Below are 21,707 nucleotides of genomic sequence, written 5' to 3' on the forward strand. Positions count from 1 at the left end.
TGCGGAGCCTTATTTTTCGTTAGTGCGTTTTAATAGTGCGCAAACGTTTGCGAGGCTCATTCTCAGCGCAGTCCGCTCGGCTTGTCAACGCCGCACGGTGTTGCAGTGCGTCGGCGCGCGGCCTGTGCGGCGCAGGCGATCGATTCGAACCGGCGCGCCGGTTCAGCGCGCCGGCAGGTTGCGTGTGGCAAAGATCCCTCGCTGGGTCTGGGCATGGCAGATTTGCCGCCAGCCGCAAGATTACAGGCCGACGGGCCGCCTATGCTGGACTTTTATTGCGCGCGATGCAAGCCCGAACAACGCGGGACGATGCCTTGCCCCTCGTCAGAGCCAGCCGACCTTGCGGAAGCGCCAGTACAGCACGAGGTCGACAGTCAGCATGACCGCCAGACAGATCGGATAGCCGTACTTGTAGTGCAACTCGGGAATGGTCTGAAAGTTCATCCCGTAGATGCCGGCGATCATGGTCGGCACCGCGAACAGCGCCGCGAACGAGCCGAGCCGTTTGGTCACCTCGCTCTCGGCGAGCGAAATCATGCCGAGATTGACCTGCACGGCGGTGACGACCATTTCGCGCCGTCCGTCGATGATTCTGACGATCCGCTCGAGATGGTCGTAGACGTCGCGGAAGTACGCCTGCATGCCGTCGCAGACGCTCGGAATGCGGCCACCCGTCAGTTTGCTGATGGCTTCCTGCAGCGGTGCGATATGGTGCTGCAGAATCACGAGACGGCGCTTCAACGAATAGAGATCCTGGATGATCGCGCGCGACGCCGCGGAATTGTTGCGGTCGAAGATGCGGTCTTCGATCTCCTCGATCTCGCTGTTCATCGCCTCGATGATCGGGAAATACCGGTCGACGATATCGTCGGCGAGCGCATACAGCACGAACGCCGAGCCTTCCTTGAGCAATTGCGGCTCGCGCTCGCAGCGCGCGCGCACGTTCTTGAAGCCGAGGCGCGTACCGCGCCGCACCGAAAGCACATAGTTGCTGCCCACGAATACGTCCACTTCGCCGATCAGCAGTTCGCCATGTTCATCCATTTCCACCGTGTGCATCACGGCGAACAGCGACTCGCCGTACTCCTCGATCTTGGGACGCTGGTGGCCGTTCTGCGCGTCTTCGATCGCGAGTTCGTGCAGGCCGAACTCGTGTTTCATCACGGCCAGTTCGCCCGGGCCCGGGTCCATCAGCGCGACCCAGACGAAACACTCGGGCCGCGCCACGTAGTCGCTGATGCTATCGATATCGATGTCTGCCAGCTTCCGGCCGTCCTGATAGGCGGCGCAATTGATCAGCATGTTTGGATTACCTTGAAAACGGAACAGACCGGCCACACACTCTTACGACGCGTAAGCCAGGCGGCCAGTCTGCATGGACAGATTTGCGTTAGCCGCCATGTTAATGGCTCCGCGTGGCGCTCAGGTATCGAATTGTCAAGCCGCAGGGGTGCGGGCCGAACGGCCGCGCTGCAGACAACGCCTATTGAGCGACCCGTTGCAGCGCAATGCGATGATCTTCGCCGAACGTGACCGACGCACGGTTCGTGTAGCGCGTATCCGCCGTCACCGTGAAGCGCATTTCGACAACCGGATCGAACTGCGTCGACACGCCGATGCGATGCACCCCCGGCTCAGATAGAAGACCACGTGCTCGCCGTTCATCAGGTCGGTGACCTGTTCGCCTCGATATACACGATATACACGAAGGCATCGCGAAAACGGACGATCACGTCGCGCGAGCGCTCACGCCTGAGATCCACGGCGACGAGCCCCGCGCCCGGCTCCGTGTAGCCGGGCTGGACGATGCGTGCGGCCGGCACTGGCTTGAACGAAACAGGCTCGGCGGGTGTCGACGCGCAGCCGGCGAGCACGCCCAAGCTCAACGTGGCCGGCGTGCCGAGCCTCGCCAAGGCGACCGGCGCGGCTTTGCGGCGGTAAATCCGGACGCATCGGCATGCGGGTTCTCCCGTATTGTTGATTGTGGTCCCGCTTTGCTGCCTCTTCTAACAGCAGGCTGGACGGTGACGCGTTGCTGTCCTGTCCGCTACCGCTCATTGCTGCTCATCTCTGCTCATCTACTGCCATTCATGATAGCAACGCGTGGCCGTTCCGCCAGCCTGGCCGAATGGACGACCCCATGCCCCCTTGCGTGGCGCCGCGTTCTTCTTCATGATCGCTGCAAAGGGCAGTTCCGTAAGCTGCCGGTCAAGGAGACAGCAATGTGGTATTTCACATGGATTCTCGGCATTGGCGTGGCATTGGGCTTCGGCATCATCAACGTGATGTGGCTGGAGGCCGGCGGCAAGTTCGCGCGTGACCCGCAGCGCGCCGACGCCATAGCCGCCACGCCTGGGGACACGCCTTCGTGACGCATCTGGTTTTCTTCTGCGGTCACGCAGGCACGGGCAAGACCACGCTCGCAAAGAAACTGCATGGTCCGCTGACGAAAGCGAGCGGCACGCCCTTCTGCCTGCTCGACAAAGATACGCTCTACGGCGGCTACAGCGCGGCCGCGATGGCCATGCTGACCGGCGACCCGAACGACCGCGACAGCCCGCTGTTCCTGCAGCATCTGCGCGATCCCGAATATCGCGGCCTGCTCGATACCGCCCGCGACAATCTCGAACTCGGCGTTAGCGCCCTCGTGGTCGGGCCGCTTTCGCGCGAAGTGCGCGAGCGGCGCCTGTTCGATCGCGCGTGGCTGGGAGTTGGCGCGGAAGTGGTGATACGGGTCGTGTGGGTCTATACGTCGGAAGAGACGGCGCAGCAGCGGATCATAAAGCGCGCGAATCCCAACGACGCCTACAAACTCGCGCACTGGGACGAGTACCGGCAGCGCCGCTTCGTGCCTAGCGGCGATATCTGCGACGACCTGCTGATGTTCGACAATACCGCGCCTGCTTCAACAGACTACGAAGCCCTGCTCGCGCGCATTGTGGATGAGCCGCAGGCGGCGATCATGCCGCCGGTGCCGGTATAACCTGCGCCGCGTCCGGCGAAAAAATTACGCCCCGCATCGCGGGGCGTTTCAAAGGCTCTCTGCGGAGCCTTCGTTCCTGCTTGCGGCAACCCGTTCAGCCTGCCGCCGCGTTGTCGCACAGCCCTCTGTGCCGAGTCCTCAGACCGTAGCCAGCGTCTCCAGCGACTGCCCCTCGTACAACTGCCCGAAGCGGTTCGCGAGGAAGTCGCGCAGCGACACCTGCTCCTGACGCACGAAGCCCTTTTGCGGCAGCTTTTGCTCGCGGAACAGGTCGAGCACCGCGCACATCGCGCCGGCCGTGGTGATCTGGATCGCGCTCATCGGCACACCGCACACCGTCTTCGCGAAGATCTTGCGGGTGAAGACTTCCTGCACCAGTTGACCGTCGCGCATGCCGCTCACTGTGATGAACACCAGCACCACGTCTTGCGCGGTGGAAGGCACCGAACGGCGCAGGATGTTCTTGAGCGTGTCGCGGTCGCTGGCAAGACGCAGGTCTTCGAGCAGGAACTGCATCAGGTTGCGGTGGCCCGGATAGCGCACCGACTTGTAGTCGAGCGACTCCACCCGGCCCGACAAGGTTTCGCACAGCGTGCCGAGGCCGCCGGAGGTGTTGAAGGCTTCGTATTCGGTGCCGTCGAGCGAGAAATGTTCGAGGCCTTCGAGCGGCTGCACCCACTGCGTGCGACTGTCGCGGATCGCTTCACACGGCTGGCAGTACTCGTTGATCAGACCGTCGACGCTCCACGTCAGGTTGTACTTCAGCGCGTTGGTCGGGAATTCCGGCAGCGCGCCCACGCGCATCTTGACGTCGCGGATTTCCGTGAAGCGGTTCGCCAGTTCGTGCGCGGCAATGCCGATGAAGCCCGGCGCGAGACCGCATTGCGGCATGAAGGCGTGATCGGCGTCGTCGGCGATCGCGCGGATCGCATGCGTGGCGCGCACGTCTTCCGTCAGGTCGAAATAGTGCACGCCCGCACCCTTGGCCGCCGAGGCCACATTCACCGCGAGGTAATACGGCAGCGCGTTGACGAGCGCGTCGAAGCCTTGCACGGCGGCGCGCAGCGCGGCGGCATCGGCGGAATCCACGCGGCGGGTCGGAATGCCCTGGGCCGCGAGCTTGTCGAGCGCGTGCTGGTCACGGTCGAACGCGACGACGTCGTAGTCGCCGGTTTCACGCAGCATATGGGCGATGGTGTGACCGATCAGACCTGCACCAACAATAGCTACTTTCATGCGCTTCTCCTTTGTCGACCGGAGCGGTGCTTTTGCGTGGGATCGGAGTACGCGCTGTGCATGGGACCGGAGTAAGGCGCTAAAGCGCGAACTCTGGGCGGCAGCGAGAACGCGAACTCCGATCGACCGCTAAAGCGCTAATTCCGGTCCTGTTCTGTGTGCTGTTTCCAGCTTGGGAAGTGCGCTGCGCTTGTGGCGCCGCGCGCGGCGGGCTAAACCCTTGAGTCACAGTTTAGGGAGAAGCAAAAACACTTCATACGCGCAAAATGCTGCGCTATGACCAAGAACTTCGACGTTATGACGAGTGCCTTAGTCGATATGTCGAAAAGCTGTTAAAACGACGTAAACGGGTTGAGAAGCGCGGGTTGAGAAGCGCGGGTTGAGCGGCGCGGCTAAACAGCGGGGCTAAACAGCGCAGCCTGAACAGGGCGAATCGAAGAGCGCGGCCCTAGCGGTGGGAAGCGAGCACCGCAGCCCGAACAACGGAAAGCGAGCGGCGCACAACGCACGGGCGGCACGAACGGCGTCAACGCGCGCAATCAACCGTGCCTGACTGAGCGGCACACAGCGAACAACGACACGCCACGCGCTCACACCATGCCGCGGTCGATTTTGCGTGCGAGAATGATCGAGGTCGTGGTCCGCTCCACGCCTTCCAGTCCGCCGATCTGGTCGAGCAGATCGTTGAGACGATCGGGCGAATCGGCGCGCAGCCATGCGACGTAGTCGAACTCTCCGCTCACTGCGCACAGCAACTGCACTTCGGGCATCTTGCCGAGGCGTTTCTGCACGGCCGGCCCGTGCTTCGGCGCGATGATGATGCCGACATAGGCCATGATGCTCGAATCGAGCACGTCCTGGCCGAGCCGCACGCTGTAGCCGGCAATCACATTGCTGCGCTCGAGCCGCGCGATTCGCGCGATCACCGTGGTACGCGCCACGCCCAGTTGGCGCGCGAGATTGGCGACGCTCTCGCGAGCGTTGGCTTGCAGAAGCGCAACCAGATTGCGGTCGAGATCGTCGAGTTGGTCGAGGCGCGGAGGTCTCATCGAAAGCGAATGAAGTGGTCAGGTGAGCCGGATTATCGCGCGTCTTCAGCGGCGCATGGAGAACTCGCAGGGCCGATCGCCATGCATGCGGCGACAGCATGGCAGGCATTCCGCATGTCAAGGAAGCCCGCGTCGGCTGCCAGGCTTACGCTCCGAAACGTTCGATCACGAAATCGATGAAGCTGGTCAGCTTGGGCGTGGCGCGGCGATCGCGCGGATACAGCAGATGGACCGGCACGCCCTCGGGCAGATAGTCTTCCAGCACAGACACCAGTTCGCCGCTGGCTATTTCTCTGGCGAGCAGCGCCTCCGGCTGCAATACCAGCCCGAAGCCGTGCAGCGCGGCCACCTTGAGCGCCTGGCCGTTGTTCGCGCGAAACCGTCCGGCGCGCAGATGGTTTTCGTCCGCGGTCTCGCCGCCCAGGCGCCACGAACCTTCGCGGCCCCAGTGCAGAAACCCCAGGCATTCATGCTGCATCAGATCTTCCGGCGTGCGCGGCGTGCCGGCACGCGCCAGATATGCCGGCGACGCGCATGCGCGCATCCGGTAGGGCTTCAGCGGCCGCGCGACGAAACTCGAATCCGGCAACTGGCCGATCCGCACCGACGCGTCGAAGCCCTCTTCCACCAGATCGATCACACGGTTCGAAAGGTCGAGTTCGAGCGTGATGTCCGGCCACGCGGTCAGGTACTCGGTCATCGCCGGGGCGAAGACTTCGACGCCGTAAGTGAGCGGCACCGTCACCTTGAGCACGCCGCGCGGCGCGGCGGCCATTGCCTCGGCAAGCGACTCGGCATCTTTCACGTCGGCCAGGATGCGCCGGCATTGCTCGTAATACTGCCGGCCAATCTCCGTCAGGCTTTGCCGGCGCGTCGTGCGCGTCAGGAGCCGCGTGGCGAGCCGGGTTTCCAGCGAACGGATATGCTTGCCCACCATCGCAGACGAAATATCGAAGCGCTCGGCGGCCGCCGTCAGGCTGCCCGCCTCGACCACGGCGACGAAGATCTCCATGCTGACGAATTTATCCACCCGCTATTTCCTGTTCGTTTCGGTTGTAAGCGTTTGTCGCACAACAGCCGCATTGTAGGGATATCGTGATACTAATAGCGGCGACGGCAAACTGGGCAGCCGGCCGGCGTGCATAATCATGACCCGCGCATGACCGCCACACGACGGGCCGCTCGCACGCGAGCCTTGTCCCAATTCGAACAGACATCAGGAGTTTCGATGAAAAAAGCACTGGTAATGTTGGCCACCGCAGTCGCCATGAGCGGCGCGTTTGCACAAACTTCCGCGCCGGCGTCGGCACCGGTGAACGCCGCTTCGGCACCCGCCGCGAAGGCCGGCCACGAGCGCAATGTCGAAGACCGCATCGCCTACCTGCATTCGCAACTGAAGATTACTTCAGCACAGGAATCGCAGTGGAACGCGTTCGCCGACGTCATGCGCAGCAATGGCCAGACAATGGGCGAGCTATTCCAGCAACGCCGCGCCGCTACCAACGTGTCGGCACTCGACGACATGAAGCAATACGCGACGATCGCACAAGCGCATGCGGACGGCATGAAGAAACTGGTGGATGCATTCGATCCGCTGTACAACAGCTTCTCGCCGGAGCAGAAGAAGCTGGCTGATGCGACGTTCCATCAGCCGGGCGGGATGGAAGGCCACGGTCATCATGGCAAAGGCAAGGGCAAAGGCGGCAAGGCCGCCACCCCGGCCAGCGACGCCACTGTGAAGCCGTAACGAACCGATTACCCGCCGCGCGGATTTGCCGCACGGCGGGCGCCGGCCCGCACTCGAGCTTTTCCCACAGGCCGCGGTATCTATCGCGACTCGGCCCCGGCACCTCTCTCGAAGCCTCCTTGAATCTGCGTGTCGAACCGGCAATTTTCCGTCTCTGCAACTACGCACCACTGACGGACGATCCGCGCCACCGTCCATTGCAAAAAATGCGGTTGTCTGATGCATCTGGCATGATGCGAGTGTACGCGGCCGAACACCTGAACTCCGGCGCCGCTGCCCCACTCTTCATGCCTGCCCGCTTTATGACCGACCTCAAAAATCTCGATCTGAGTCAAGACGTTAACGCATGCCGTGTCGTAAAAGACGAAACGGTCAGCGTGGAATTTGCCGCCTCCGAAGGCGAACTGATGAGCCTCGAAGGCCCGAACCGCTACGTTCGCGGCGACGCATTGATCACCGGCTCGACGGGCGACCGCTGGGTCGTCTCACGCGAACGCTTCGACGCCAAATACGTTCTCGCCGACGCAGCCGTCTCACACGGCGAAGCGGGCACGTACCGCAATCGCCCCGCCGTCGTGCTGGCCAAACAGATGCATGAAGCGTTCACGCTCGCGCGCTCGGCCAACGGCGGCGACGTGCTGCGCGGCGCCGCCGGGGACTGGGTCATGCAATACGCGCCTGGCGATTACGGCGTCGTACAGGCCGCACGATTCGCGAAAGTTTATCGGCTGGCAAGTTAAACGTGGTCAGCAACGCTGACCACGCAGGCGCCCGAGTTGTGACGGCCAGGACTGCGCGATCAGCGCGTGTCGTCCAGGCTTTGCTTGCGGGTTACGGTTCGTGCCGCAGATACCCTTCTTTCGACGGGTCACGCATACGCAATGCCACGACGCCGGCAATCGCGCACATCGCCGTCACATACCAGTAGAACGTGGACTCGCTGCCCGCCTGCTTCAGCCACAGCGCGACATATTCCGCCGAGCCGCCGAAAATCGCATTGGCCACCGCGTACGACAACCCCACGCCAAGCGCGCGCACTTCCGGCGGAAACATCTCCGCCTTGATCAGGCCGCTGATCGACGTATAGAAACTGACGATCGCGAGCGCCGCCACCACCAGCCCGAAGGCCGCATACGGGCTCGTCACGTCTTTCAGCGCGTGCAGCAACGGCACCGTGCCGATGGTCGCGAAGAATCCGAAGAACAGCATCGAACGGCGCCGCCCGATGCGGTCCGACAACGCGCCGAACGCCGGCTGCATCAGCATGTAGACGAACAGCGCGCCGGTCATCACGTTGCTGGCCGTCTTCGCATGCATGCCCGCCGTGTTGACCAGGTACTTCTGCATGTAGGTGGTGAACGTGTAGAAAATCAGCGAGCCCCCGGCCGTGAAGCCGAGCACGGTCATGAACGCGCCCTTGTGCAGCCACAGACCGCGCAGCGTACCGGCCTCCTTGCGGTGGCGCGTTTCGGCGGTGGTGGTTTCGTCGAGCGATTTACGCAGATACAGCGCGACCAGTGCCGCCAGCGCGCCGATCACGAACGGCACCCGCCAGCCCCACGCCTTCAGCTCTTCAGTGGAGAGCGTCTGTTGCAGCACCACCAGCACCAGCAGCGCGCACAACTGCCCGCCGATCAGCGTGACGTACTGGAACGACGCGAAGAAACCGCGCCGGCCCTTGAGCGCGATTTCACTCATATAGGTCGCGCTGGTGCCGTATTCGCCGCCCACCGACAAGCCCTGGAACAGCCGCGCGACCAGCAGCAGCGCCGGTGCCAGCGCGCCGATCTGCGCGTAGGTGGGAAGCACCGCGATCACCAGCGAGCCGCCGCACATCATGAACACCGACACCATCATGGCGGTGCGCCGCCCGTGCTTGTCGGCAAGGCGGCCGAAGAACCAGCCGCCGATCGGACGCATCAGGAAACCGGCGGCAAACACGCCCGCAGTGTTCAGCAACTGCGTGGTCGGATTGCCGCTCGGGAAGAACGCCGGCGCGAAGTACAGCGCGCAGAACGAATACACGTAAAAGTCGAACCACTCGACGAGATTGCCCGATGAAGCGCCAACGATCGCAAAAATGCGCCGCCGCGTGTCGTGTGTGGAAAGTGCCACTGGAATATCAAGATTTGTCATTGGTCTTTTGTGCTCCTGGATGTCCCCTGTTAATTATTAATGGCGTGGTTCCTCCACGCCTTTATGCGTCTCTTGGTTCGGCATTCTAAATGAATGTTGTGCTTCCTGGTTTGACGTTCTGCATCTCTAATTTAACGCTGGGCGTACCAATGATTTTTGTGTCAAAAAATGTATGTCCACTTCTGTCGGACCACCAGGCAGAGCGAACATGAGACGCCGTTCAACGTGCGCCGACGGCATGATGCTGTGACTGACCGAGGCGCCTTCCCGCAGGAGTTTCAATGAAAGTCAATGCAGCCTCTCACCCATTCTGGCCCGACGACGCGTCGAATATTCCGGACAGCGCACAGCACCGGCAAACTCGTGCTGCCCTGCGAGGCACCAGCAACAGGGAAAACTCCCAACAATCTCCGGCGGCCATCGCGAATGCCAGCGTATCTCAAAAGACCGCTCCACCTTCGCCGCCCAACGGGTCCGTCGCAAGCCCAGCCGGCAAAGAGATTGATGCCGAAACTCATGCCATTGCCGCGCAGGCGGTGATCGGCAACGAGATCGCAGCCGATATGGAAACGTTCAACGCGTCGCTCGGCAAGGTCGATGAGGATGTCGAGCGCGGCGGCGATACGACCGCCGACATGATCGAAGCAGCGTCGGCCTACAACCAGGCGCAGCAAGTGGGCGCACTAGACAAACCCACACCCGAGCTGCAGTCGAAGATCGCCCGGGTCGAGACTGCTTTGCGCGATTCCAAAGGCGATGAGTCGCTGGGCACGATCGGGCAAAAAGCCGGCGTCGACCTGTCCGCGCTGACTCATCAACCGGACGCCGCTTCAACCTACGGCAAATATGGCAAGGCGGCGAGCACCTATACGCGCGCGCTCATCTTCGACGAAGCGCGCTTCAACAATTCCGCCGTGCTGAAAAACACGCCTCTCGCAGCGTTGCAGCGGCCGAACCAGAGCGTGCTCGATCCTCTGGGACCGTACGGCCGGCTAGGCACCCTGACAGGCACCCGTCTGAACTCCGCCGCAAGTTATTTCACAAAAGGCGGGCTGTCATTTCTGTCCGGCATGGAGAAATTGCGCAAGGGTCAGGATCCGACAAAGGACTTCGTCACCGCAGGCGCGACTACCGGACAAGGCATCAACGAGCTCACCGTCGGCATCGGTACCGACGTCGGCAATCATCTGGTCAAGCTGCGGCAGACGAAAGCAGCGGCGCAAATAGCCGGCGGCCAGAGCACGGGGACTGGCGGTTCCGCGCGCCCCGCGACTCCAGGTCAGAGCGGCGTGACGCAGGGCGTTGCGGAACCGGTCGCGGGACCCAGCCGCACCGCGGAGTTCACCGACTTCGATTCACACGGCAAGGACGACGCCGAGATCGACACGCTCGAAAAGAAGACCGCTGAACACATCGACGAACAGCTCACGCAGCAGCAACAAAGCTTGCGCGAGAGCGTCATCGCCAAGCTCGAGAAGACGAATCGTGACGTGCAGCAGCTCGAATTGAAGGACGCGACGGACGACCTCGCGCCGCAGTACTTCGAGATGCAGGACATGGCGAAAAAGTTCAAGGATTCGACGGCCGATGCGGCCAACGACGCCCACGAAAATATCAAGACAATCGACGCAAAGGCACAGGACGTCATCGCCAAACTCAAGAACCAGGGTTTCGATACCGCCGATGCCGCACGCCAGTCCGGCAAGCCGGAGGCGATCGAACTCGGCAACCAGCTCGACCGGCTGGCGGGCCTGAAGCACGCAGCCTATGACCAGTTCAACAGCGCCATGCAGGAACGGGAAAACGCGCTCAGCGATACCAGAACCGCATTCGGCGAACTCGGCAAGCTGCTGAAGGATACGCCCGCGAGCGAGCGTCCATCGAAATTGAAAGAGTGGTCCGACAAATACACGGATTTCTTCGCGCAACGTCAGGCCAACATACTCTCGAAGACCGACGGCTGGCCCGACTGGATGAAGATATCGAAGCCGCTGCGCATGCAGATGGTGCCCGCCGCGATCAATACCGTTCTTGGCGGCGCGACGTTTGGCGTCTCGTTGGACACGTATCTGAAAAAGCAGCAGGCTGGCAAGCTGACGCCTCAGGACAAGATGGACCTCGCGGCATCCGTGATCAATCTGTCGAGCGGCATGATCGGATTCGTGCCGGTTATCGGGCCTGCCCTGTCGTTTGCGCTCGCGACAGCCGGTCTTATCGTCGGTGGAATGTCGGATCAGTACGATGCCCGCAAGCGCGAAACCGATACGTACAACCTGAAGGAAAAGATACGCGAGGAATACAACGCGAAGCATCCCGATAAGCAGATCGCCGAGCCCTTCGACGGAGATTGAGCGGCGCCGACGTGCGTGACGAGGCCGTTCGCACGTCGTGCCGCCTCATGCGCTCGCCCATGCGAACGCGGCGTGAGATCGCGTCATTTTTCCGTGGCGGCATCGCGGCAAGCGACCCAACCGTGATTCGGGCGAGCGCCGTTACGCAAACTCGTCGCCGAGTTCGATCGTGATTTCGCGCGGCACCGCCTCGCCGTTCGCATATTGCTCCTCCAGCGAACCCAGCGAGGCCTCGACATATGCGCGCAGCACCGCAAAACTGCGCCCGCGCACACGCGCGGGCATCGCGCGATAACGTGCCAATGCTGCCGGTGCAATCGCCACGGTCATCACGGTACGGCGCGCCGCCGCACCGAAACGCATCGCCACCCAGTGAATCGCCAGCATCGGCGCGCCTTCCTGCACCGCGCGCTGAATGAACTGCGTCTGCTCGGGAAACAGATCGCTGATGACACGCGCCAATTCCTCGAACTCGGGATTGGCGCAGTCGTATTGGTAAGCTTCCATGAGGTATGCCGAAAAAATAGGCGTGAAGAGAGGCCGCTTGTAGAGAACCGCCCACGGTTCAATGTGGCGCGCGCATCAAGCGACAATCAGGCGGCAATCAAGCGGAGATCAAGCCGCCACCCCGGGACGCCTGAACGCCCGGAACAGCAGCCCCGCGACGATCACCGCCCCCACAGCGTACACGGCGTCCACCGCCGCGAGCGGCACGAGTTGCGCCTGGAACATTGCGGCGGGCACGTCCACCAACGCGTGCAACGCGATCGCGAGCGGCAGGATCCCACGCCAGCCGGCGCGCAAGCCGCGCCACATCAGCACCGACAAACCGATCTGGAACACCAGCGCGGCGACGCGTTCGAGCGCGAAAATGCCCGCGGTCTGCGGCGTCAGGCTGGCGAGAATCAGGTGGATGCGCATCAGCGATTCAGTCGGCAGATTGCTCAGGTAGCCGTCCAGTTCGCCGCGGTTTTCGAAGACCGCGAACAGGAGCCATTGAATCTGCACCAGCACGCCGACGAGCCACGCTTCGGCGCCGCCGTGGCCGAGACCGTAGGTCAGCGCGGTGCCATCCGTCGTGATGTCGGTCTTGCCTGCCGCGAGCGCCGTGGCGCCGGACTTCGCCGCCGCGCGTTTGAGCAGCAGCCGCATGCCGATGAACCGCCCCACTTCCTCGCAGATACCCGCGGCCAGCGCGCCGTACACCACGAAGGCAACCGGATTCGACAGGAACTCCGCCGTCGCTTCGTTCCGATGCAGCACGAAGTCGTTCAGCGCGCGCTCGATCACCATCGCGAACAGCGCGAACACGGCGACGCCGGCGATCGCGTCGCGCGGTTTGAGCGCGAGCGGCCGACGCAGCCGGCGGTAGATCAGGAAGGGCAAAGCGGCGACGAAGAGTGTCGCGAGGGCGAGGCTCGAGAGGGTAAGCGGTGCAACAACCATGAGTTTCCTTGCGATGACCGGCGCGCACCCGCTGCGTGCCGCAGCCCGAATGATCGCAGATCGGCGCGAATTCAGCGCAAAGTGGAGGCGCGCACGATCAATTCGCCCGGCAGCAAGCAGTCGCGCGCGGTGGTCTGAATACCTTCGATGCGCTCATGCAGGAACTCGACCGCACGGTAGCCGATCTCGTAGGTCGGCTGGCGGATCGTCGTGACGCCGGTCAATTCGGCCCAGTCGGGGTCGTCGATGGAGAGCAGCGCGGCGCGGGCTTGCCAGTCGGCTCCATAGCGCGCCTTCAGATGCAACGCGAGACGCAATGCGACGGGTGCGTTGGCGGCGAACAGGGCAATCCGCGCGGGCTTGCCCGCGGCGCCGGCGGCCGCGTCGATTGCCCGGTCCAGTTCGGCCAGGCCGCGCTCGACCTCGCCTGCGTCCGCGAGGTTCAGCACAAGCGTGTGACCGCGTGCCGCGCCCTCGCCGCCGCTATTGCCACCTTCGGCATGCCGGGCGCTCATCGTCTCGCGAAACGCTGCTTCACGCAATTGCCGCGAGCTGACCTGCTCGAAAGGCTGGACGACGAACCAGATATCGTCGAAACCATTGTCCAGCAGATGCCGCGTGCCGAGTTCGGCCGCCGCCCGGTTGTCGAGACCGACCATATCCGCGACCAGTCCGTCCACCAGACGGTCGACCAGCACCGCCGGAATCCCGCCGCCGCCCACCGGCCGCAGCGTTTCCTCGCGCACGCCGGTTGCGTTGACGATCACGCCTTCCACCCGGTACGTGGTGAGCAGTTGCAGATAGCGCCGCTCCATCTCGACTTCGTTGGCCGCATGGCAGATCAGCGGCATCAGGCCGAGCGCGTGACATGCCGCTTCGACACCTTGCAGCACTTCGATCGAGTAGGGATTGGTCAGGTCGGCCAGCAGCATGCCGATCAGACGATTGCGGCCACGCTTGAGGCCGCGCGCCATCTGGTTCGGCTGATAGTCCAGACGTGCGATCGCGGCTTCGATTCGTGCGCGCAGTTCGGGCGACAGCACACTTATCTCGCCGTTCAGATAGCGCGAGATGCTGGTCTTGCCGGTGCCGGCTTCGCGCGCGACGTCGGTGATCGTCGCGCGGCGCGGCATGGACTGCGGCGTCGTGCTCATCGGTTCCTCGTGGTTCCGCTTGTGGTTCGCCGCATTGTCCGGCTTGTCGTTCTGCTTGTCGCCCGGTTCATGCGGCGAGCACTTCGCGGTTGACGACATTGACGGCCAGCGTGCCGTCCAGCGCGGCGACGAGGTTTTCCGCCGCGTTGCGCGCCATCGCGTGCCGGGTTTCGTGAGTCGCCGAACCGATATGCGGCAGCGCGACCACATTCGCGAGCTTCAGGAGCGGCGAGTCGGCCGGCAGCGGCTCGGTCTCGAACACGTCGAGACCGGCGCCGTGGATCGTGCCCTTTTGTAGGGCTTCGATCAGCGCCGCTTCGTCGACGGTCGCGCCGCGCGAGGCGTTGATCAGGATCGCACTCTTCTTCATCGACTTGAGTTCGGCCGCGCCGATCAGATGCTTCGTCTCTGCCGTGAGCGGCACTTGCAGGCAGACGAAGTCGGAGGTGGCGAGCAGTTCCGCCAGGCCAACGCGCCGCGCGCCGTAAGCTGCTTCAGCCTGCGGGTTCGCGCTGCGGTTGGTGTACAGCACCTTCATGTTGAAGCCGAGCGCCGCACGCCGCGCCACCGCGCCGCCGATCCGCCCGAGCCCGACGATGCCGAGCGTCTTGCCCTGCACGTCGACGCCGAACTGCGCCGGCCCGATGCTGTGCTGCCAGTGCCCTGCCTTTACCCAATCGGCGAGTTCCACCACTCGCCGCGCCGAAGCGAGGATCAGCGAGAACACCGTGTCCGCGGTCGATTCGGTCAGCACGTCCGGCGTGTGCGCGAGCACGATGCCGCGGCGCGTGAGATCGGCCACGTCGAACTGGTCGAAGCCCACCGAGATGGTCGACAACGCCTTGAGCCGGGTCGCGCCTTCGAGCATTGCCGGCGTGATCTTCACGCTCGAACCGATACCGCCGTCCGCGTCTTTCAGCGCGGCCACGAACGTGTCGTGCTGCGCGGCGTCGACCTGCACGACCTGCGCGTGCTGTTGCAGATACGCGAGCACATCTTCAGGCAACGGTTTCCAGGCGACGATCTTCTTCATCAGCTTATTTTCCTTGCAACGGGGTGGCGAGCGGCGGCGCACTGTTCAGCGCTTGCGGCTGCGGTTTGACGACCAGCGTCAGAATCACGGCAGCAATCAGCGCCACGCTCATGAACGCATACGACGCGGCGGGCGAACCGGTGGCGCCGTTCAGATAACCGACCACATACGAGCCGACGAACGAACCGAGGGCGCCCATGCTGTTGATCAGCGCCATCGCGCCGCCCGCGACGTTCTTCGGCAGCAGCTCCGGCACGATCGCGAAGAACGGGCCATACGGCGCGTACATCGCGGCACCGGCGATCACCAGCAACGCATATGAAAGCCAGAAATGCGCGGAGCCGAGCGCATACGAAGCCGCGAACGCCACCGCGCCGATCAGCAGAAACGGCCACACGAATACTTTACGGCGGTTGAGTTTATCCGATGCCCACGAAGCTGCAAGCATTGCGATGGTTGCGGCGAGGTACGGCAGCGCCGAGAGCCAGCCGGTTTCGACCATGCCGAGCGTCGAACCGTTCTTCAGGATCGACGGCAACCACAGCACGAAGCCATACACGCCGATGCTCCAGCAGAAATATTGCGCGCACAGCTTGATCACCGCGGGCGTTTTAAAGGCCTCGCTATAGTTGCGCACCGGTTTGATCGCGGCCTGCTCTGCGCGCAGCGTTTCGGCGAGGTCGTCCTTCTGCTGCTGCGTGAGCCACGACACCTGCTGCGGCTTGTCCTGCACGATGAACCACCAGATCACCGCCCAGATGATCGCGGGCGCGCCTTCGGCGATGAACATGTGACGCCAGCCGAACGAATGCACCAGATAGCCCGACACCACTGACATCCACAGCACCGTCACCGGATTGCCGAGAATCAGGAACGTGTTGGCGCGCGAGCGCTCGCTCTTGGTGAACCAGTTGCTGATGAAAATCAGCATGGCCGGCATGACCGCGGCTTCGACCACGCCGAGCACGAAGCGGATCACCATCAGCGACGCAATGTTGCTGACCATGCCGGTCAGCGCCGCGCATCCGCCCCACAGAATCAGGCTCCAGAACACGAGCTTCTTGACGCTGCGGCGTTCCGCGTAGATGGCGCCGGGAATCTGGAAGAAGAAATAGCCGAGGAAGAACAGCGCGCCGATCAGCGACGACAGCCCCTTGCTGATGCCGAGATCCTGGTTGATGCCGGCGGCCGACGCGAACCCGAAGTTCGCGCGATCCAGATAGGCGAGGCTGTACGTGATGAATACGATCGGCATGATCGTCCACCAGCGGCGAATCGCAAGCGATGAGGTCATGGGTGTCTCCTTTGACTTCCCGAAACAATGATGGACGGTCATGGGGCGCTCTGTTCGAGCGCTCTTGCTGTTATCGAGGCAGACTTGCTGAGCAGGTCTTGCGGGTTTTCTTCAAGCCGCGGCGGCGATGGACGTCGCGTCGGCCGATTCGAGCGCGTCGAGTTCGGCGCGGCCCGGCAGCCCCTCCGAATCGCCGATCACCTGAATCGCCAGCGCGCCGATACGGTTGCCGCGCGCCACGGCTTGCGGCAGCGACTTACCTTCGAGCAACGCACTGACCACGCCGACGGCGAAACCATCGCCCGCGCCGACCGTATCCACGACCTTTGCGACCGGCTGGCCGGCGATCAGCGCGGCGTCGTCGGCGGTGCGGAAGTACGCGCCCTGCGCGCCGAGCTTGATGATCACGCCGCGCGCGCCATGGTCCAGATAGAACTTCGCGATGTCGTCGGGCTGCGTATAGCCGGTCAGGATCTCGCCCTCGCCGATGCCGGGCAGCACCCAGTCGGCCAGCGCGGCCAGCGCGTTCAGGCCTTCGACCATTGCGGCGCGCGACGGCCATAGCGTCGGGCGCAGATTCGGGTCGAAGGAAATCGTCTTGCCGGCAGAACGCATTTCGCGCGCCAGATGGAACGCGAGTTCGCGCGAGCTCGCCGAAATCGCGGGCGCGACGCCGGTCAGATGCAGATGGCGCGCCGGCAACACGTAGTCCGCCGCGTAGTCGTCCAGCGACAGATGGCTCGCCGCCGACCCTCTGCGGAAATATTCGACCGCCGGGTCACTGCCGTCGTCGTTTCTGGACTTCAACTGGAAGCCGGTGGGATAGCGCTCGTCGGTGGTTACGCAGCGCTGGTCGATGCTTTCTTTTGTCAAGGTGTCGCGCACGTACTGACCGAACGAATCGTTGCCGACGCGGCTCATCCAGCCCACCTTGAAGCCCAGCCGCGACAGGCCGATCGCCACGTTCAGATCGGCGCCGGCAATGCGCTTCGTGAACTGGCCGACGCCCGCGAGCCGGCCGGTTTCGGCGGCCACGAACATGGCCATTGCTTCGCCGTAGGTGATGACATCGAGTGCTGCGCCTGTGTTGCTCATGCTTCGCTCCTGCGGATTCCGGTTTGCTGCGGGTTAGGCGTTTCTGGCGTTTCTGAAGCGTGCCGCTTGCCCTGTGTCGTCTGCCTTGGGCTTCTCGCCGCGTGCTTCCTGCCGCGTGCTTTTCGCCGCGCGCTGTTTTCGGCTTTGCCGCGCGCTCAGTTCCAATGCCGCTCACGCAGCGGCCAGCCACGCAACGTAATGCGCCGCGTCCGTCTCGACGCAACTCGCATCAAACGGAAATTCGATGCCGCGCGGCACATGGCGCGGCAGATGGTCGAGCACCGCGGCGAATTGAGCGTCGTCGGCGGCCGGCGCGGCGGGAAAGCGCCGTGCTCCCTCGCCCACCGCCGTCTTGCAGTGGATGTATTCCACGTGCGCCGCCAGCGGTGCGGCGGCGTCGAGCGGCGCGACGTCGCGCCATGCCCAGTTGCCGATGTCGAAGGTCATGCCGAGCAGGCCGGCGTGACCTTCGCGCGTCAGCGCATCGAACAGGCCGGTGAACTGCGCGAGCGAGCCGCCCTCCGCCAATTGCCCGTTCTCGACCACGAGCCGCAACTCCGCGCAGCGCAGGTGATCGGCGATCACGGCGGCATTGGCGTCGGCGGCAAAACCACCGAGCTGCAACTTCACGAAGCGCGCGCCGAGCGCGATCGCTTCTTCGATCGAGAGGCGCAACGCGTCGGCGTCGAGTTTGCCTTGCGCGGTGTAAAGCGAAGCCGGCGTGGAATACACCGACCACAAACCCAGGTCCGCAATCTGCCTGCCGAGCACGCGCAGATTGTGCGGCGTGGCGTCGGTTTCGTCGCCGAACAGTTCGCGGCGCACTTCGAAGCCCGCCGCGCCGGCCTGCCGGCTCGCTTGCGCCCACTTCAGGTGGCCGTCCGTGCGGACCGCGTCCATCCCGAATGCGCTTGCGACGATCACCACGTCTACTGCGTCAGCCATATCAAATTCCCTCAAATCTGTCTCGCCACGGCATTTGGAACCGGTTCCAAATGCACTTCAAAAAAAAGCGCCGAAGCGCCTGCGATGCCCGAATAGTGCGCCGAGGCCGCCGTCGCACACCATAGTGGAAATCCCCAGGCGCGGTTGGCGTCGGCATCGGCCTGTGCTCATTTCAAGGTCCGTCGCCAAGACACAGCGCGAGAAAACGCTCCACGACCCGCGACGGCGCGCTCGCATGGGGCACGAGAATCGACAGCCGCCGGGTGAGCGGCTCCGGGCTCAGCGACAGCAGGCATAGCGCGCGGTCTTCGTGGCGCATCGACATCGCCGAGACGAAGCCGATGCCCATGCCCGCCCGCACCGCTTCCTTCACGCCTTCCACGCCCGCGATCTCCAGCGCCACGCGCATCGGCACGCCCGCCCGCGCGAACGCCCGCTCGACGATCTGCCGCACGCCCGAGCCCGCCTCGCGCAACACCAGTGGATGCTTGCCGAAGGCCGCCAGGTCGGGCGGGCCGCCGTCGCCCAACTGCGCCAACGGATGCGAGCGCGGCATGATCGCGACGATTTCGTCTTCGCGCCAGGCATGCACGGCGGTGTCCGGCGGCAGATCCTCGCCGACCGGCCCTTCGATCAACGCGATATCCACCGACCCGAGCGCGCTGACGATCTCGGTGGTATTGCCGTCCGCGGTATGCAGCGTCACGTCCGGATAACGGCGATGAAAGTCGGCGATCAGATACGGCAGCAGGTAGCTCGCCGGCGTGGTGCTCGCGCCGATCCGCAAGGTGCCCTGCTCTAGGCCGCGCAAAGCGTCGCGGTACGCGTGCGCCTGCCGCCAGGTGTCGCGCAGCCGCGTGGCGTAACTGGCGAGCTGCTCGCCCGCCGGTGTCAGGCGCACGCCGCGGCCGTCGCGCTGATAGAGCGGCTCGCCGAACTCGTCCTGCAACTGCCGCAACTGGCCGGACACGGCCGGCTGCGACAGATGCAGCGCCACAGCCGCCCGGCTGATATTGCGATGCTCGGCGACAGCGGCAAACGTTATAAGTTGGTCCGGGGTCATGACAGGCCAAGTATCGGGTGAGATGATATTTCACATTCTAAATGATGATTTTTCATATCGATATATCTACTTTAGGATTAGCCCATCGAATCCCCGTCAGTCACAGAAAAAGGGCTGCACCATGTCTACCGCTCATCTCACCGCTTCCAGTACGACGCCTGCCGAGTCCTCCGCCCGGGGCCAACTCAACGGCATTCTATTCGTCGCGCTGTTCGCCGCCGCCGTCACCCGGATCGCCGAGATTCCCGCTATTGCCGGATTGGGCCTGAGCCCGCTGATCGTCGGCATCGTGGCGGGCGCCATTTACGGCAACGCGCTGCGCGACGGCATGCCCGCCAGTTGGGCGGCGGGCGTCAACTTTTCGGCGCGCAAGCTGCTGCGCATCGCAGTCGCGTTCTTCGGGCTGCGCGTCAGCCTGCAGGAAATCGCTCAGGTCGGCGTGCCCGGCCTCGCGGAATCCGTGCTGATCGTGGTGAGCACGCTCGTGATCGGCACGTGGGCGGGCATGAAGATCATGAAGCTCGACCGCGACACGGCCTTGCTGACCGCCGCGGGCAGCGCGATCTGCGGCGCCGCCGCCGTGCTCGCCTTCGAATCGACGCTGCAATCGAAGCCGCACAAGAGCGCAATGGCCGTGGGCAGCGTGGTGCTGTTCGGCACGCTTTCGATGTTCCTGTACCCGGTTCTGTTCAAGGCAGGCTGGCTGCATCTGGACACGGTCGGCGCTGGCCTCTTTTTCGGCGGCACGATCCATGAAGTGGCGCAGGTGGTCGGCGCGGCCAGCAACGTGAGCCCGGAAGCGACGCACATTGCCACCATCGTCAAGATGACCCGCGTGATGCTGCTGGTGCCGGTGCTGCTCGTGGTAGGCATGTGGGTGAACCGCTCCGCGCGCCGCAGCGCCGCTTCGGCCAGTACGCAAGACGGCGTCCACAGCCACGCACCGCGCAAACTGGCGATTCCCTGGTTCGCGCTCGGCTTCCTCGCCTTCGTCGTGATCAACTCGTTGCATGTGCTGCCGCAAGCCGCGACCAGCACGCTCAACACGCTGGACACCTTCGCGCTGACCATGGCCATGACCGCGCTCGGCATCGAAACACGCATTTCGCAGATCCGTCAGGCCGGCCCCCGTGCACTGACCACCGGCTTCATTCTGTATGTGTGGCTGATTGCCGGCGGACTGGGTATTACATGGACTGTCCAGCGCCTGTTCGGCTAAGCCGCCCTCGCCTGCAGACCCACCCCGCCGCGCGCGGGGTTTTGCGCATTCCGGAGACCCATCCGGGCCGCCCGCGCGGCATACTGGTTGCTGACGTCGTCAGCTCATGCAGTGCGCTCAGGCGCCCTGTCAATGCAACCGGAATGAGGATCGATCGATGAGTCTGGAACTTTACTATTGGGACGGCCTGCAGGGCCGCGGCGAATTCGTGCGGCTCGCGCTGGAAGAAGCCGGCGCCGACTACGTGGAAGTGGCACGCGGCGAACCGTCGAAAGGTCTCGGCACGAAGGCGATGATGTCGGTGATGAAGAGCAAGGACGAGCCGTATCCGCCGTTTGCGCCGCCGTTTCTGAAAGACGGCGATCTGGTGATCTCGCAGACCGCCAACATCCTGCTCTATCTCGGCCCGAGGCTGAATCTCGCGCCCACGGTGGACAGCCTGCGGTATGTCGCCAACGGCCTGCAACTGACGATTGCCGACCTCGTCACCGAAGCCCACGACACCCACCACCCGCTCGCCAGCTCGCTTTATTACGAAGATCAGAAAGACGCCGCCAAAGTGCGCGCGCACGACTTCATCGACAACCGCATTCCGAAGTTCATGTCGTACTTCGAGCGCGTACTCAAGCAGAATCCGGCCGGCGACCAATTCATGGTGGGCGACACGCTCACTTACGTCGACCTGTCCATGTTCCAGCTTATCGACGGCTTGCTGTACGCGTTTCCACGCGCGCTCAAACGTTTCGGCGAGCACTACCCGCGGCTCGCCGCGCTGCACGACAGGGTGATCGGGCGGCCGAACATCGCCGCGTATCTGCAGTCCGAGCGGCGCATCGAACATAACGAGGCCTGCATCTTCCGGCACTACCCGGAACTCGACAAGGCGGCCACTTGACCGGTGCCGTTTTCCTTCGTTCGCTCACCGCATCGCGCCCGCCGTTTCAGGCGGGCGCGAT

The 21,707-nt window shown here is 63.7% G+C and carries 22 protein-coding genes; 7 read left to right on the forward strand and 15 right to left on the reverse strand.

The window, feature by feature from the left end; translation table 11 throughout:
* Positions 1-324: 324 nt before the first annotated feature.
* The 3 genes from corA to PDMSB3_RS37835 form a co-directional block, all read right to left on the reverse strand.
* Complete coding sequence (corA, locus tag PDMSB3_RS10775; RefSeq protein WP_007181729.1) at positions 325-1,302, reverse strand: magnesium/cobalt transporter CorA; 978 nt, start codon at positions 1,300-1,302, stop codon at positions 325-327.
* A gap of 181 nt (positions 1,303-1,483) precedes the next feature.
* Positions 1,484-1,627 carry a hypothetical protein gene (locus PDMSB3_RS37830; protein ID WP_232064174.1) on the reverse strand — a complete coding sequence of 48 codons (144 nt, stop codon included), beginning with the start codon at positions 1,625-1,627 and terminating at the stop codon, positions 1,484-1,486.
* Positions 1,628-1,664: 37 nt separating this feature from the next.
* Complete coding sequence (locus tag PDMSB3_RS37835; protein WP_232064175.1) at positions 1,665-1,913, reverse strand: hypothetical protein; 249 nt, start codon at positions 1,911-1,913, stop codon at positions 1,665-1,667.
* Positions 1,914-2,222: 309 nt separating this feature from the next.
* On the opposite strand from PDMSB3_RS37835, the gene cydX reads away from it, so the two are divergent.
* Together cydX and PDMSB3_RS10790 are read left to right on the forward strand one after the other, a co-directional pair.
* The gene (cydX, locus tag PDMSB3_RS10785; protein ID WP_007181728.1) at positions 2,223-2,372 is read left to right on the forward strand and encodes a cytochrome bd-I oxidase subunit CydX; all 150 of its coding nucleotides are present in this window, start codon (positions 2,223-2,225) and stop codon (positions 2,370-2,372) included.
* Positions 2,369-2,983: an AAA family ATPase gene (locus PDMSB3_RS10790; RefSeq protein WP_007181727.1), complete on the forward strand. Its 615-nt coding sequence runs from the start codon at positions 2,369-2,371 to the stop codon at positions 2,981-2,983. Before cydX ends, PDMSB3_RS10790 begins: the two co-directional genes overlap by 4 nt.
* Before the next feature lie 138 nt (positions 2,984-3,121).
* Here PDMSB3_RS10790 and PDMSB3_RS10795 read toward each other — a convergent pair whose 3' ends face one another.
* The 3 genes from PDMSB3_RS10795 to PDMSB3_RS10805 form a co-directional block, all read right to left on the reverse strand.
* A complete protein-coding gene (locus PDMSB3_RS10795; RefSeq protein ID WP_007181726.1) occupies positions 3,122-4,219 on the reverse strand; it encodes a saccharopine dehydrogenase family protein in 1,098 nt (365 codons plus the stop codon).
* Between the two features lie 590 nt (positions 4,220-4,809).
* The gene (locus PDMSB3_RS10800; RefSeq protein ID WP_007181725.1) at positions 4,810-5,268 is read right to left on the reverse strand and encodes an Lrp/AsnC family transcriptional regulator; all 459 of its coding nucleotides are present in this window, start codon (positions 5,266-5,268) and stop codon (positions 4,810-4,812) included.
* 145 nt (positions 5,269-5,413) lie between these two features.
* Positions 5,414-6,298: a LysR family transcriptional regulator gene (locus PDMSB3_RS10805; protein ID WP_007181724.1), complete on the reverse strand. Its 885-nt coding sequence runs from the start codon at positions 6,296-6,298 to the stop codon at positions 5,414-5,416.
* A gap of 198 nt (positions 6,299-6,496) precedes the next feature.
* Between PDMSB3_RS10805 and PDMSB3_RS10810 the strand changes: the two genes are divergently transcribed.
* Together PDMSB3_RS10810 and PDMSB3_RS10815 are read left to right on the forward strand one after the other, a co-directional pair.
* Positions 6,497-7,015, forward strand: coding sequence for a Spy/CpxP family protein refolding chaperone (locus PDMSB3_RS10810; RefSeq protein ID WP_007181723.1), 519 nt, complete (start codon positions 6,497-6,499; stop codon positions 7,013-7,015).
* 302 nt (positions 7,016-7,317) lie between these two features.
* On the forward strand, positions 7,318-7,755 hold the full coding sequence (locus PDMSB3_RS10815; RefSeq protein WP_035518598.1) for a PGDYG domain-containing protein: 438 nt from the start codon (positions 7,318-7,320) through the stop codon (positions 7,753-7,755).
* Between the two features lie 91 nt (positions 7,756-7,846).
* Here PDMSB3_RS10815 and PDMSB3_RS10820 read toward each other — a convergent pair whose 3' ends face one another.
* Positions 7,847-9,151 carry an MFS family transporter gene (locus PDMSB3_RS10820; protein ID WP_007181721.1) on the reverse strand — a complete coding sequence of 435 codons (1,305 nt, stop codon included), beginning with the start codon at positions 9,149-9,151 and terminating at the stop codon, positions 7,847-7,849.
* 281 nt (positions 9,152-9,432) lie between these two features.
* Here PDMSB3_RS10820 and PDMSB3_RS10825 point away from each other — a divergent pair, with 281 nt between their 5' ends.
* Positions 9,433-11,502 (forward strand): hypothetical protein, encoded by a 2,070-nt coding sequence (locus PDMSB3_RS10825; protein WP_007181720.1) that lies wholly within the window; start codon positions 9,433-9,435, stop codon positions 11,500-11,502.
* 141 nt (positions 11,503-11,643) lie between these two features.
* On the opposite strand, the gene PDMSB3_RS10830 is transcribed toward PDMSB3_RS10825, so the two are convergent.
* The 8 genes from PDMSB3_RS10830 to PDMSB3_RS10865 form a co-directional block, all read right to left on the reverse strand.
* Positions 11,644-12,009: a DUF3022 domain-containing protein gene (locus tag PDMSB3_RS10830; protein WP_007181719.1), complete on the reverse strand. Its 366-nt coding sequence runs from the start codon at positions 12,007-12,009 to the stop codon at positions 11,644-11,646.
* 108 nt (positions 12,010-12,117) lie between these two features.
* Entirely contained in the window at positions 12,118-12,948 is an 831-nt protein-coding gene (locus PDMSB3_RS10835) for a YhfC family intramembrane metalloprotease (protein WP_165186116.1), read from the reverse strand.
* A 71-nt stretch (positions 12,949-13,019) separates the two neighbouring features.
* Entirely contained in the window at positions 13,020-14,102 is a 1,083-nt protein-coding gene (locus PDMSB3_RS10840; RefSeq protein ID WP_035518597.1) for a LacI family DNA-binding transcriptional regulator, read from the reverse strand.
* A gap of 67 nt (positions 14,103-14,169) precedes the next feature.
* Positions 14,170-15,135 carry a 2-hydroxyacid dehydrogenase gene (locus PDMSB3_RS10845; RefSeq protein WP_007181716.1) on the reverse strand — a complete coding sequence of 322 codons (966 nt, stop codon included), beginning with the start codon at positions 15,133-15,135 and terminating at the stop codon, positions 14,170-14,172.
* A 4-nt stretch (positions 15,136-15,139) separates the two neighbouring features.
* Positions 15,140-16,429 (reverse strand): MFS transporter, encoded by a 1,290-nt coding sequence (locus tag PDMSB3_RS10850; protein ID WP_165186118.1) that lies wholly within the window; start codon positions 16,427-16,429, stop codon positions 15,140-15,142.
* Positions 16,430-16,540: 111 nt separating this feature from the next.
* The gene (locus PDMSB3_RS10855; protein WP_007181714.1) at positions 16,541-17,524 is read right to left on the reverse strand and encodes a sugar kinase; all 984 of its coding nucleotides are present in this window, start codon (positions 17,522-17,524) and stop codon (positions 16,541-16,543) included.
* A 171-nt stretch (positions 17,525-17,695) separates the two neighbouring features.
* On the reverse strand, positions 17,696-18,469 hold the full coding sequence (locus PDMSB3_RS10860; RefSeq protein ID WP_165186121.1) for a TIM barrel protein: 774 nt from the start codon (positions 18,467-18,469) through the stop codon (positions 17,696-17,698).
* Between the two features lie 172 nt (positions 18,470-18,641).
* Positions 18,642-19,532 carry a LysR family transcriptional regulator gene (locus PDMSB3_RS10865; RefSeq protein ID WP_007181712.1) on the reverse strand — a complete coding sequence of 297 codons (891 nt, stop codon included), beginning with the start codon at positions 19,530-19,532 and terminating at the stop codon, positions 18,642-18,644.
* 121 nt (positions 19,533-19,653) lie between these two features.
* On the opposite strand from PDMSB3_RS10865, the gene PDMSB3_RS10870 reads away from it, so the two are divergent.
* Entirely contained in the window at positions 19,654-20,751 is a 1,098-nt protein-coding gene (locus PDMSB3_RS10870) for a YeiH family protein (RefSeq protein ID WP_007181711.1), read from the forward strand.
* A gap of 157 nt (positions 20,752-20,908) precedes the next feature.
* Complete coding sequence (locus PDMSB3_RS10875) at positions 20,909-21,646, forward strand: glutathione S-transferase (RefSeq protein WP_007181710.1); 738 nt, start codon at positions 20,909-20,911, stop codon at positions 21,644-21,646.
* The last annotated feature ends 61 nt before the right edge of the window (positions 21,647-21,707 follow it).

Origin of the sequence: Paraburkholderia dioscoreae, assembly GCF_902459535.1 — a bacterium.
Classification (GTDB): Bacteria; Pseudomonadota; Gammaproteobacteria; order Burkholderiales; family Burkholderiaceae; genus Paraburkholderia; species Paraburkholderia dioscoreae.

What these genes read in the sequence shown, in the direction of transcription:
- PDMSB3_RS10840 (WP_035518597.1), bottom strand. Translation starts at nt 14,102, where the DNA reads ATGAGCACGACGCCGCAGTCCATGCCGCGCCGCGCGACGATCACCGAC.
- PDMSB3_RS10860 (WP_165186121.1), bottom strand. Translation starts at nt 18,469, where the DNA reads ATGGCTGACGCAGTAGACGTGGTGATCGTCGCAAGCGCATTCGGGATG.
- PDMSB3_RS10835 (WP_165186116.1), bottom strand. Translation starts at nt 12,948, where the DNA reads ATGGTTGTTGCACCGCTTACCCTCTCGAGCCTCGCCCTCGCGACACTC.
- PDMSB3_RS10825 (WP_007181720.1), top strand. Translation starts at nt 9,433, where the DNA reads ATGAAAGTCAATGCAGCCTCTCACCCATTCTGGCCCGACGACGCGTCG.
- PDMSB3_RS10845 (WP_007181716.1), bottom strand. Translation starts at nt 15,135, where the DNA reads ATGAAGAAGATCGTCGCCTGGAAACCGTTGCCTGAAGATGTGCTCGCG.
- PDMSB3_RS10810 (WP_007181723.1), top strand. Translation starts at nt 6,497, where the DNA reads ATGAAAAAAGCACTGGTAATGTTGGCCACCGCAGTCGCCATGAGCGGC.
- corA (WP_007181729.1), bottom strand. Translation starts at nt 1,302, where the DNA reads ATGCTGATCAATTGCGCCGCCTATCAGGACGGCCGGAAGCTGGCAGAC.
- PDMSB3_RS10850 (WP_165186118.1), bottom strand. Translation starts at nt 16,429, where the DNA reads ATGACCTCATCGCTTGCGATTCGCCGCTGGTGGACGATCATGCCGATC.
- PDMSB3_RS10800 (WP_007181725.1), bottom strand. Translation starts at nt 5,268, where the DNA reads ATGAGACCTCCGCGCCTCGACCAACTCGACGATCTCGACCGCAATCTG.
- PDMSB3_RS10820 (WP_007181721.1), bottom strand. Translation starts at nt 9,151, where the DNA reads ATGACAAATCTTGATATTCCAGTGGCACTTTCCACACACGACACGCGG.
- cydX (WP_007181728.1), top strand. Translation starts at nt 2,223, where the DNA reads ATGTGGTATTTCACATGGATTCTCGGCATTGGCGTGGCATTGGGCTTC.
- PDMSB3_RS10865 (WP_007181712.1), bottom strand. Translation starts at nt 19,532, where the DNA reads ATGACCCCGGACCAACTTATAACGTTTGCCGCTGTCGCCGAGCATCGC.
- PDMSB3_RS10830 (WP_007181719.1), bottom strand. Translation starts at nt 12,009, where the DNA reads ATGGAAGCTTACCAATACGACTGCGCCAATCCCGAGTTCGAGGAATTG.
- PDMSB3_RS10875 (WP_007181710.1), top strand. Translation starts at nt 20,909, where the DNA reads ATGAGTCTGGAACTTTACTATTGGGACGGCCTGCAGGGCCGCGGCGAA.
- PDMSB3_RS10795 (WP_007181726.1), bottom strand. Translation starts at nt 4,219, where the DNA reads ATGAAAGTAGCTATTGTTGGTGCAGGTCTGATCGGTCACACCATCGCC.
- PDMSB3_RS10855 (WP_007181714.1), bottom strand. Translation starts at nt 17,524, where the DNA reads ATGAGCAACACAGGCGCAGCACTCGATGTCATCACCTACGGCGAAGCA.
- PDMSB3_RS10870 (WP_007181711.1), top strand. Translation starts at nt 19,654, where the DNA reads ATGTCTACCGCTCATCTCACCGCTTCCAGTACGACGCCTGCCGAGTCC.
- PDMSB3_RS10815 (WP_035518598.1), top strand. Translation starts at nt 7,318, where the DNA reads ATGACCGACCTCAAAAATCTCGATCTGAGTCAAGACGTTAACGCATGC.